Here is a 12,437-nt window from a genome sequence, read left to right as displayed (position 1 = left end):
AAACGACATTCCGCCGGACCGGCGTGACGCTTACTTCCCGGACAAGGCTTGGGCAAAACCGCCCGATGCCTTGTATCTTGGGTCGCGCATGCGCGCATCCGCAATGACCCGGGCGGGAACGCCGGCAACAACGGCATAATCGGGCACATCACGGGTCACCACGGCACCGGCTCCGATCAAGGCCCCTTCACCGATCGTGACGCCGCACAGAATGGTCGCGTTGCTGCCGATGGAGGCGCGGGTTTTGACCCGGGTTCTGACCACTTCCCAATCCACCTCGGTTTGCAGGCCGCCGTCCGGATTGACGGACTTCGGATACATATCGTTGGTAAACATCACGCCATGACCCACGAAGACCCCGTCCTCGATGTCGACCCCTTCGCAAATGAAGGTATGGCTGGAGATTTTGCAGCGGGCTCCCACCGTAACGCCCTTCTGTATCTCGACGAACGTACCGATCTTGGAGCCCTCACCGATCGTGCAGCCGTAGAGATTCACGAACTGAGGGTGGTAGATGGCGACCTCTTCGCCTAAAACGACGTTCTCTTTAATCATTCTTTATCCTCTGTTGGTTGGATTTTTCTCTCGGATGAAAGGCTTCTCCTATCCGGACCTTTATAATTTCGCCGCTCTGTCCCTAATTGGGCGTGAATAGCACATCGACCCAATAATTGCTGGCCTGAAAGGTATCGGTCGGAAAGCCGCCCGTACCGTACCGGTACACGCCGTTGCCGCCGGCCGCCGCATTGCCCGGCGCGGTCAGCGGCCCGCTGGTCACTGCGCTGTTGAAGTAATTGACGTCGGCGGAATAGCGGCCGACCGGCGCCACGTACGAGGCTACATAGAGGGTATTGGCCGTGATCGCCACCGGGCTGGCAAAGCTGACCTGCTGCCAGCCGGAGGCGGTTTCGTTCTGGAACGTGGCACTGGCAAGTAAAGTGCCCGTGCTGCTCCACAATTTACCGATATGCGTGCCGGTGTTGGTGTCGCCCTTGTAGAAGCGGATGCCGCAGACGAAGCCATTGGTGTTGGATTGGAACTTCACGCCCAGCTCGACCGATACCGTATCCGGATCGATTACCAGTCCCGGCGTCGGATTGCCGGGCCAGAGCGAGACGGCGGCCCCGGAGCAGGCTACGCCGCTTCCCCCGCTGGCGGTGGTGAACGTCCAGCTCACATCCGCCGCGAGCGGATTGCCGGCCGCGTCTTTCACTCCCGTACTGCCGCCCTTCACGGTCGCCGTATAGGCCGTGTTCGCCGCCAGCGCGCCGTTGGGGGTCAAAGTGGCCGTGCGACTGATACTGTTATAGTTGACGGTCGCCGGCACCGGGTTGCTGCCGGCCTGCAGCTGGAAGGTCGCGGTCGTCAGCGTGGCCGGGTCCATCGCTTCGCTGAAGGTCGCGGTCACCGCCGTCCCGGTCGCCACGCCGGTCGCGCCGGGCGCCGGGCTGCGCGACGTAAGGGTCGGCGGCGTCGTGTCAGGCCCCGAACCCGAGCCGACATTTACGGTAATGCCCGGTCCCGCCGTTTCCAGATTGCCGCTGTCATCTACAGCCCGGCTTTTGATGTTTACCGTCGTGGACGCGCTCGGCGTTCTCCAGTTGTAAGTCCAACTGCTGCGTCCGCTGGCCGGATGCCAGGCCAGGCCGCCATCGACCGAAACCTCGATGCCGCCAACCCGCCCGCCGCCGCTGTCCGTGGCGCTGCCGCTGATCGTCACGTTGCTCCCCACAGGGACCGTTGCCCCGGACGCCGGCACCGATAGGGTCGATATCGGAGAGGCTATATCGGTCGACTCCGTCGCCGCCTGGAGGCCCGACTGCAAAGTAGCCGGCTGAACATTCATATCCGCAAACAGATTGACGGTCGCCTGCTGCATATTGGTATCCGTCGGTGTGCCGGCCCGGTCATGATTACTGTCCAGGCCCCATATCCACTGTACGGAGCCTGCTCCGAAAACCAGAGCGTCGCTGGCTGCCCGGTACAGCGTCAGCGCATGATTGGCGGTGCCAGAGCCATAAGTGGAACCGAAATCGGTCAGGACGGGCGCATTATTGACTATAGTCGTTGACAGCCTGACCAGTCCGGCCGGACGGAAGCCGTTATCCAGGTCTTCATCCCACTCATAACCCAGCGTGCCGTTTGGCAGAGAGGCTGAACTTCCGGCCGGCAAGTTCGCAATGCCGGTGTTTCGCCAGAACCGCATCTGGCCTTCTTCCGCCGGTACGATGATTCTGGTAGTGGCGCCATCGTTGACAGTAAAGATAGTGCCCGTCAGCGCATTCTCAGGCCGGCCTCCGTCCGCCGGGGGACTGAAGCGCGGATCACGCCACGTGCCTGTCCATACATTGGGCAACGGATCGATCTTATTGTTGGCATGGGTTTCCTTATAGCAAACCAGCGTTCGATAAGATGCGGCGCCCAGGTTACCTGCCGAGTTGGTGATATTATTTTCCCAACGGGTTTTCCAGAATATCTCGTTGCCGCTGAAAAACCCCAGATGAGTACCCGCATCGCGGGCCGCTTCGACATTCGTGCGTTGGGTATTGGACCAATATTCGTCATGCCCGACTGAAAGGAATACCTTATGGTTGGCTATCAGATTGCCGCGCCGGTCGCTGTCGACACCGGAGAAGTAGCTGACGTTATAACCATTGGCCTCCAGCCAGCGCACCATCGGATACTCGGCGTTGAATACCCAATCCTGGCCGTTGTCCACGCTACGCGTATTGAAAGGCCGGTTATAGCTGACTTTGTAGGCACGGCCCGCCGGTGATCCCGTGTAAAGGCTATTGCCGCCGTACGTATTGTAAGCCTGCCAGGTGGTATCCGAAGTCTGGAACAATATATCGGAGGTGCTCGCGTCGTCCCGAACGATGAATACGATATGGCTGGCCTGGCCGGCGCTGTCCTGCTGGACCGCCTTAGCAAAGTAGATGCCGGAAACGGCATCCGTCGGAACCGCCCAGGAGGCCGACTCCGCCCAATTACCGCAGTCGATCAGTCCGGTCGCGCTATTGTTCAGACAGGCTGGCTGGGTCTGCGGCAAATTCGCCGAAGGCGCCACCGTGGCAATCTTACGAGCGCCATTCCCGCCGTAATAACCCATGCGGTAGATATCGAGCCGATAATTCGTGGATGGCGTCTTGATCTTGAAGTGAACGGTCTCGCCCTTGTTGACACTGATATCCGTGGCATAGCCCTGAATATTTGAACTGCCAGCCCCTGCGACATCCCACTCACTGGCAGGATTGCCGGCCTTGGAGTTCTCGCACACGATAGCATTGCCCCCGATTGAACAAGGATTTACGCCAGTGGTGAACGTCCAGCTCACATCCGCCACGAGCGGATTGCCGGCCGCGTCTTTCACCCCCATACTGCCGCCCTTCACGGTCGCCGTATAAGCCGTGTTCGCCGCCAGCCCGCCGTTGGGGGTCAAGGTGGCCGTGCGACTGAGACTGTTATAGTTGACGGTCGCCGGCACCGGGTTGCTGCCGGCCTGCAGTTGGAAGGTCGCGGTCGTCAGCGTGGCCGGGTCCATCGCTTCGCTGAAGGTCGCGGCCACCGGCGTCCCGGTCGCCACGCCGGTCGCGCCGGGCACCGGGCTGCGCGACGTGAGGGTCGGCGGCGTCGTGTCCGGGCCCGTATCCGTTGAAAACAACACATCGACCCAGTAATTGGTCGACTGAAAGGTATCGGTCGGGAACCCGCCCGTACCGTACCGGTACACGCCGTTGCCGCCGGCTTCCGTATTGCCCGGCGCGGTCAACGGCCCGCTGGTCACTGCACTGCCGAAATAGCCGGCATCTACCGAATAGCGGCCCACCGGCGCCACATACGAGGCCACATAGGGGGTATTGGCCGTGATCGCCACCGGGCTGGCAAAGCTGACCTGCTGCCAGCCGGAGGCGGTTTCGTTCTGGAACGTGGCACTGGCAAGTAAAGTGCCCGTGCTGCTCCACAGCTTACCGATATGCGTGCCGGTGTTGGTGCCGCCCTTGTAGAAGCGGATGCCGCAGATGAAGCCGTTCGTGCTGGAACGGAACTTCACGCCCAGTTCGACCGAATCCGTATCCGGATCGGCCGCCACTGCCGGGGCCGGATTGCTCGGCCAAAGCGAGGCGGCGCCGGAACAGGCGGCTGATGCTGGCTTCATCAATCCCGCAAATAGAAGACCCATCGATGCAATCATTATTATCCGCGGAATCGGGGATACGATAATGTTTGAAAAATTATTGGCAAAGCCAGATTGCCCGTCATTATTTTCAGCAACAATTTTTTCTATCATGACCGCGCTCCCTTGATTTTTAATGGAAAAACTTCATTGTTTTGAAACGGCAGAATCCCCGCTGCTGTGCCCGGCAACCGGTATAAACCTTCATCCTACCGGACGGGCATAACATTTACTTCCCGGCCAACACCTAGGCAAAACTGGCCTCTGTTTTGTATCTTTGCTCGCGTATGCGTGAATCCTGTCCTTACCCATCGTGCAGCCATAGAGATTCACGGACTGAGAGTGGTAGATGGCGGCCCCTTCGCTTAAAACGACGTTCTCTTTAATCATTCTTTATCCTCTATTGGTTGGGTTTTTCTCTCGGATGAAAGGCTTCTCCTATCCGGACCTTTATAATTTCGCCGCTCTGTCCCTAATTGGGCGTGAACAGCACGTCGACCCAATAATTGCTGGCCTGAAAGGTATCGGTCGGAAAGCCGCCCGTACCGTACCGGTACACGCCGTTGCCACCGGCCGCCGCATTGCTCGGCGCGGTCAGCGGCCCGCTGGTCACTGCGCTGTTGAAGTAATTGACGTCGGCGGAATAGCGGCCGACCGGCGCCACGTACGAGGCTACATAGAGGGTATTGGCCGTGATCGCCACCGGGCTGGCAAAGCTGACCTGCTGCCAGCCGGAGGCGGTTTCGTTCTGGAACGTGGCACTGGCAAGTAAAGTGCCCGTGCTGCTCCACAATTTACCGATATGCGTGCCGGTGTTGGTGACGCCCTTGTAGAAGCGGATGCCGCAGATGAAGCCATTGGTGTTGGATTGGAACTTCACGCCCAGCTCGACCGAATCCGTATCCGGATCGGCGGCGATCGACGGTGTCGGGTTGGCGGGCCAGATCGAGGCGGCTGCCCCGGAGCAAGCCACGCCGCCTCCCCCGCTGGCGGTGGTGAACGTCCAGCTCACATCCGCCGCGAGCGGATTGCCGGCCGCGTCTTTCACTCCCGTACTGCCGCCCTTCACGGTCGCCGTATAGGCGGTGTTCGCCGCCAGCGCGCCGTTGGGGGTCAAAGTGGCCGTGCGACTGATACTGTTATAGTTGACGGTCGCCGGCACCGGGTTGCTGCCGGCCTGCAGCTGGAAGGTCGCGGTCGTCAGCGTGGCCGGGTCCATTGCTTCGCTGAAGGTCGCGGTCACCGCCGTCCCGGCCGCCACGCCGGTCGCGCCGGGCGCCGGGCTGCGCGACGTAAGGGTCGGCGGCGTCGTGTCCTGGCCCGTATCCGTTGAAAACAACACATCGACCCAGTAATTGGTCGACTGAAAGGTATCGGTCGGGAACCCGCCCGTACCGTACCGGTACACGCCGTTGCCGCCGGCTTCCGCATTGCTCGGCACGGTCAACGGCCCGCTGGTCACTGCGCTGTTGAAGTAATTGACGTCGGCGGAATAGCGGCCGACCGGCGCCACGTACGAGGCTACATAGAGGGTATTGGCCGTGATCGCCACCGGGCTGGCAAAGCTGACCTGCTGCCAGCCGGAGGCGGTTTCGTTCTGGAACGTGGCACTGGCAAGTAAAGTGCCCGTGCTGCTCCACAGCTTACCGATATGCGTGCCGGTGTTGGTGCCGCCCTTGTAGAAGCGGATGCCGCAGATGAAGCCATTGGTGTTGGAACGGAACTTCACGCCCAGCTCGACCGAATCCGTATCCGGATCGGCCGCCACTGCCGGGGCCGGATTGCTCGGCCAAAGCGAGGTAGCACCGGAGCAGCTTATGGCGCCACCTCCGGTAGTGAAAGACCAGACGACGTCCGCCGCCAGGGCATTACCCGCCGTATCCTTCACACCGGCCGCTCCGCCTTTGACGGTGGCCGTATAGGTGACGCCCGCGGCCAGCGCCGTGTTCGGCGTCAGGGTCGCCGTATTGCCGGCATAGCTCACTGCCGCCGGCACTAGATTGCCGCCCGCATTCCGCAGCTCGAACGTCGACGTGCCAATGGTCGACGCCTGCATCGCCTCGCTGAACGTCGCGGTCACGGCCGTATTGGCGGCGACGCCGGTCGCATTCGGCTGAGGCGACTGCCCTGTTACCGTCGGCGGCGTGGTGTCGGTACCGGCGCTAGTCGCGAACAATACGTCCACCCAGTAATTGGTCGACTGGAAGCTAGCGGTCGGGAAGCCCCCGCCCGTGCCGTAAACAAATACGCCGTTACCTCCGCTCACGCCGCTTTGCAACAAATGGACCGGCGGCGCATCGACGCCGGTGCTGCCGAATTCGGGGCTGCTGGTGGCTGCGTAATGACCGTTAGGCGCATAGTATGAGGCGACATAAACCGTACCGGCATTGACTGCGACCGGCGGATTGAAACTGACCTGCTGCCAACCCGTCGCGGTTTCGTTGCCGAAGGTCGCCGACGCCAGCAATTGTCCGGTGTTCGTCCAAAGGTGACCCACATGGGTACCCGTGTTGCCGGTGCCCTTGTAGAAGCGGACGCCGGTGATAGAGCCGTCGAGGTCGACGGTGAACTTGACGCCCAATTCGACAGAGTCCGAATCGTTCGCGGACGGATTACCGGGAACGGCCGAGCCGGGCCAGGCGCTGCAAGGACCGGACACGCAAGGTTGCGCCTGGGTCGTGAAAGACCAGGTATAAGGCGAAGCCAGGGGATTGCCGGACGCGTCCTTGATGCCGGTCAGAATCCTGGCCGTATAAAGCGTGGTCGGCGACAGCAAGGTGGCGGGCTTCAGCTTCGCGGTACGCGTGTCGGCATCGTAACTGACCGTGGCGGCCACCGGGGGATTGCTGCCGGCCTGCAATTGAAAATTGGCTGTGGTGACCGTCGACGGATCGATCGGCTCACTGAACGTGGCCGTCACATCAGGCTGCTGAATGATTCCACCGGCGCCGCCCGCGGGAAAGGTCGACGTGACCGTCGGCGGCGTCGTATCCAGCCCGTAAGTCGCGGTATAGTTTCCCGCCGTTGCATTAAAAAAAGCGTATTGAATCCCTTTAACCGTAGGCGTCGTATATTGGACGGCTCCGCTTGGGCCGCCGATACCGGTCAGAGAAACACCGTTGGCGGCGGCAACCGGCACCATCGCCTGCAGGCCGTTGGCGCCCGCGCCGCGGCTCACCTGAAAACTCAGGCTGTTGCCGTTCCACGTCAGCGAGCGGAACGAGGACCCATTGCGCCCGTCCAGCCAGTCCAGCATCTGTTTGCTGGAGACAACCGGCACGCTGCGCGCCAGGGCCGAATCCACCGTCTCGGTCGCTTCCGGCGTTTGCGCCACATCGGTATGCGCGTTGATGGTAAAGGCGCCGTAATAACCCTCCTGGCCGAGCGCCCGGTCCAACAGGGTATCGATCGTGAACGGATAGGTCTGCCCCGACTCGTCCGTCATATAGGAAGTGGCGTTATAAACATCGATCAGCGAACCGTCCAGATTGACGAATCGCATCGGCATTCCGGAACCGTTGAAAAATCCCGGCCGGTTTTGTACCCAGCCGGGTGGCCAGAAGTAATAGCTGGTATCGAAACGAATGCCGTTTTCCAACTGGACGACCGCGCCGGTAACCCAATCGCTCCAGGTGATGCAATGATGGCGCATCGTAACGGGAGCCGGAATGCCGGAATACTTGGCGGTGAAATCGGAAAGTTGCTGGTTGTAAAAAGACCTCAGGGATGAAGGGGTAAAATCCTCGCAGTTCGTGTTGAGGTGCAACCCCATCTCGAAACCGTCCGCGTTATAAGCGGCAGCGTCATTAGGCGCCAGCGGCGTGTTCGGAAAGATGTACGACGTGCCCCGTACACATTCCCAATTCGCCACCGAGCAGCCCGATGGACTCTTGGATTTGAAATAGTTGAAACGCCCCTGCGTGCCGTTATTGCCGTGATCGTCCCCGGTCATGATCACAACCGCTTTCTCGCCGCGCGGAAAATACCAGAAACGGGGCAACGGCTTCCTGTCGCGGTTCATTTCGAGTATCAGATTGGCGAGCAAACGCTGCTGCTCGTCCGCTTGCGGAATCGCCAGCTTGTTGAAATCGATCCAGTCGGGCTGCGAGTCGCCCGCCGCATCGCCGTAAAACTTGTCGTCGGAACGGATGGGCGCAAATCCGTCGCGCTCCTGATCTTTCCAGTCAGGATTGCCTTGGCGGGTCTGCACGATGGATGTCGCAAGATCGTAGGCAAACGCCGCCGCCTGGCCGCCGCTGCTGCCGACGCTGCGCAGCGTCAGAGCGGGATTGGCGGTCGCGGTTGTGGCGTTCGAGTAAAGCGTCGCCAGGCTCGTGGCGCCGGAAAGCGTATAGCGGTCGGCAGCGCCATGAAACTGGAGTGTCTGGTCGACGATGCCGTTGCCCGGCACCCTCGAATTGTCGACGCGCAGATAAGCGTTCGACAACGGCGTTCCGCCAGCCATATTGACGCCCAGCAAATTGGCCAACTGTGAGTCCGGCCGCATCGTGATCAGATTGCCGCCGGCGCTCACCCAATTGGAAAACAGGGTTGCCTGGCTGGAGCTCAATGTCATCTTCGACAGAATCACCACATCATACGCGTTCAATGTTGTCGAATTGACGGTGGCAATGTCGGCCATTGCGAATTCGTTGAGCCCTTCTGTCCGCAGAATCTCCGCGTAGTACTTGCCGATGGAATCGGTGGTGGTCGTAACGATCAGAATGGGGCCACCCGGTGGGTCGGGGATGGCCGCCTTGGCCGTAGGAATCAGCCAATTCAGAATCCGTTCGAAGATCCCGTCCCGAGTATGCGCTACGGAGCTGGATCCCGTACGACCGGCAATCAGCACATCCAACGCAGCCGCGCCGGGCTCCACGACGGAGTTATTGGCCGGCGCGGGTGGTTTTATGTCAATCGACCGGATCTTTTGGCTCGTCCTCGGGTTCCATTCGGTCACTTGTCCGTCCTCGCCCCCCGCAATCAAATCGCCGAGTGGATTGTAGGCCAGCGCATTGACCGCCTTTGTCGCGGCGGGGATTTGCCTATCGAGCTGTTTGGCGACCGTATTCCAGACCAGAATCTGGGCATCCTCTCCCGTACTGGCCAGTTCCTGGCCGTCCGGATTGAAGGCGACGGCCCTAACGGCAGCCCGGTGTCCATCGAAGCGCGCTGCCTGGCTGCCGGTGGCGACATTCCACAGGTACACCGTATTATCCGAGCCGCCGCTGGCTACCCATTTGCCGTCCGGGCTGCAGGCTACCGCGTTCACTTCGCCCGTATGGCCGAGCAGGGTGTGGACGAGCCGCCCCGTCTCCACTTCCCACCAAAGGACGCTGCCGTCGGCGCCCGCGCTGGCCAGATGGGTTCCGTCCGCGCTGAAGCACAAGGCATTCACGAAATCGCTATGGCCGCCGGAGAGAATGTTTCTCAGCTTGCGCGCCTCCGCATCCCACACCATGATCCGGGTTTCTTCACCGGCGCTGGCGAGCAATTTTCCATTCGGGCTCGCGGCCACGGCTCTGATCGGATGTTCATGCGCCGCCAGCACCTGGACCTGCTGACCGTTCGCAACATTTCTTATCTCCAGTTCCGAATCGCGGCCGACGCTGACCAGATCCTTTCCGTCGACGATGAATGCGATAGCGGTTACGCCGGCGCCATGATGCGCCGACACGGTAAAGCGCTCGCTTCCGCCGGCGGTCCACACCTTGATCTGACCGTCCACGCTACCACCGACGAGCGTTCCATCCGGACTTACGGTAAGCGCCGCCACACCTTTCCAGTGGCGGGGACTTCTTTTCTTGCCGGAAACATCGGCATTCCGGCCCGCGGCCAGTCCCTGGGCGCTCTGCACGTTGCCCGCAGCCGGATTCGACACGCCGGCGGCCGCGGCAATATTGGGACTTGCATTCAAAGTCTCGGCGACAGCTCCCGTAAGCGCCGAGGCGACATCGGACAAGGAAGTCTGCAGCACCGCGAGCTTCGAAACGTCCGACAGGTTCCATACGATCATCTGGCCGGTTTTAGCCATGCTGATCAAATGGTTCCGATCGGCGCTGAAAGCGACCTTGACCACGGCGCTGTCGTGGCCGGTCAAAAGCTGCGGCCGTTTATCGGCCACATTCCACAGGAAAACCTGTTCATTTTCGCTTCCGGTTGCCAGCCAGTTGCCGTCCGGGCTGAAGGCCAGCGCGGTGACGGCCGCGTTGCCGGGCAGGGCCGCGGCCTCTTCGCCGGTCGCCGGATCCCACAATTTAGTCCGGCCGTCCTGGCCGCCCGTCGCCAGCCATTTGCCGTCCGGGCTGAAGCTCATGGCATTGACTGCCTCCTGGCCGGTGGCAAGCTGCCGGGCCACACTGCCGGACCGGGCATCGATCAGCGTCACGGCCGCCTCCTCGTCCGCCGCCGCCAGCCAGTTGCCGTCCGGGCTGAAGGCCAGCACCCGCATCGGCACCGTCTGGGAAAGCGTTAAGCGCACGCTGCCGGCTGACGTATCCCATATTTTGACCGAATCATCGCTGACGCTGGCCAGCGTTTTGCCGTCAGGACCGAAAAGAATGCCCTGGGCCGGACTTTCGGCCTGGGCCGGCAGCGCCTGGAGCATCCGCCCTGCGGCGGTATCCCACAAGACGATTTTTCCGTCGGTTTCCACGGTAGCCCAAATATTGCCGTCCGGACTGATCGCGACCGGATCGAGCCCCCGCCCGGAGAGCTCGATCCCGGAGGCCCCACTTGCCGAATCGGCGCTCGCGGCATGGGCGGCGCTTATAGGTCCGTCCCTATCGGGAATTTGAACATAAACGGTCCAAAACAAAATAGCCAGAATGAGGGTATTTAAATACAGATACTTTACTTTGGGCTTCTTCACGTGCGCACTCCTCTTGCAATTGAATGATTCAAATCCGGTTTGACGTCTTGACTGAATTTCAAGGTTTCGGCGCCGCTCATACGGCGCCTCTGCCTCGCAATACTTCTCCGATCGTTTTGATTAACAGCTTCAAATCGAACAGTAACGACCAATTCTGAAGGTAACGAATATCAAGCCTCACGGTATCATCCCAATCCGTCTTGCTCCGGCCTTCCACCTGCCAGAGCCCGGTAATGCCGGGTTTCATTTCTAATATTCGCCTGAGGTGCCAGGCCTGGTATTTCTCGGCTTCATAGGCAAGCGGCGGGCGCGGCCCGACCAGGCTCATATCGCCCTTCAGCACATTAAAAAACTGCGGCAATTCGTCGATGCTGGTTTTTCGGATGAATTTGCCGACGGGGGTGATTCTGGGATCGGATCTGATCTTGAAAAAAGGCGTTTCCCCATCCCCCTGATTAACTTTTTCATGATTGCCGCCGATCAAGTCGCGGATGTATTCGCGATGGATTTGATCATCCGTATTCGTATACATGGAGCGAAACTTGTAAAACGTGAAAGGAATCCCTTGTTTACCCAGGCGGGCCTGCCTGAAAATGACGGGGCCGGGCGAAGTCGCTTTGATGACCAAGGCAGTCATCAACATAACCGGCATGAAGGCCAGAATGCCGATGATCGATCCTGCGATATCGAGGCCGCGTTTCAGCGACAGTTCAATCCAGGAAGGACCTCTGACCTCCTCCAGCGCGAAAGGAAAAGCATCGGGGCGAATGCAGCCCTCCTTGGCGAGGCTCTCGAAGATGTGATCGGGATAAGTCGAGAGCGTAAAAGAAACCGGCAAATCCCGATATTCGTGAATCAACTTTTCACAGATTTCTTTTGCCCCTTTCTCATCCGTATCCGGCAGCAATACGCCCAGGTTTTTTTCGCTGACCAGGCCGCAAATGTCGGTAGCCCGTGTTTTGGCCCGGACAGTATTCAAAAGCGCCATCCTGTCGATGAATTTGTCTTCCTTTTCCTGATCGAGCGTTAACATGATAATGGACAATTTGGATTTGGCCCGCTGCGCCCGGAGTTTTTCAAGGCGCAACTGATCGATAAAAAATGAGTTATAAAAAATTTCGCTGTAATCGACTGGATTGGGTTTTAAATTATTCGGTATGTCGGGAGAGAGCACGGATTCTACTTGAAAGGATTCTCTTTTTTCTTTCATTTTCATTATAATTTTTCCCTCCTGAAGTCTAACCGGCTTTAAACTCCATCTTACCGGACACGAGCCCATTTCCTGCCTTCACGCCGGCGACCGCATGAATATCCACGATACCAACTGTGTAAATATTAATGATAGGATTATTACCCTGTATTCCTTATAAAAACCACGGCTTGTCTTTGTGT

4 protein-coding genes are annotated in these 12,437 nt (G+C 59.7%); all 4 read right to left on the bottom strand.

The genetic code is table 11. The features are described 5' to 3' along the window. Positions 1-30 precede the first annotated feature (30 nt). The 4 genes from METAL_RS01550 to METAL_RS19700 all read right to left on the bottom strand — a co-directional run bounded on the left by METAL_RS01550 (position 31) and on the right by METAL_RS19700 (position 12,261). Positions 31-555 carry an acyltransferase gene (locus METAL_RS01550; protein ID WP_005368950.1) on the bottom strand — a complete coding sequence of 175 codons (525 nt, stop codon included), beginning with the start codon at positions 553-555 and terminating at the stop codon, positions 31-33. 82 nt (positions 556-637) lie between these two features. Beyond that, on the bottom strand, positions 638-4,156 hold the full coding sequence (locus METAL_RS01545; protein ID WP_213069432.1) for a DUF4082 domain-containing protein: 3,519 nt from the start codon (positions 4,154-4,156) through the stop codon (positions 638-640). A gap of 490 nt (positions 4,157-4,646) precedes the next feature. After that, a complete protein-coding gene (locus tag METAL_RS19705) occupies positions 4,647-11,045 on the bottom strand; it encodes a DUF4082 domain-containing protein (protein ID WP_005368945.1) in 6,399 nt (2,132 codons plus the stop codon). Between the two features lie 76 nt (positions 11,046-11,121). After that, positions 11,122-12,261, bottom strand: a complete 1,140-nt coding sequence (locus METAL_RS19700) for a sugar transferase (RefSeq protein WP_005368942.1) — start codon at positions 12,259-12,261, stop codon at positions 11,122-11,124. Between the last annotated feature and the right edge of the window lie 176 nt (positions 12,262-12,437).

Source organism: Methylomicrobium album BG8, from assembly GCF_000214275.2.
GTDB lineage: Bacteria > Pseudomonadota > Gammaproteobacteria > Methylococcales > Methylomonadaceae > Methylomicrobium > Methylomicrobium agile.
This window is presented reverse-complemented; position numbering and strand designations above follow the sequence as displayed.

Coding starts and splice junctions, on each gene's coding strand:
- METAL_RS01550 (WP_005368950.1), bottom strand. CDS start 555: ATGATTAAAGAGAACGTCGTTTTAGGCGAAGAGGTCGCCATCTACCAC.
- METAL_RS01545 (WP_213069432.1), bottom strand. CDS start 4,156: ATGAAGCCAGCATCAGCCGCCTGTTCCGGCGCCGCCTCGCTTTGGCCG.
- METAL_RS19700 (WP_005368942.1), bottom strand. CDS start 12,261: ATGAAAATGAAAGAAAAAAGAGAATCCTTTCAAGTAGAATCCGTGCTC.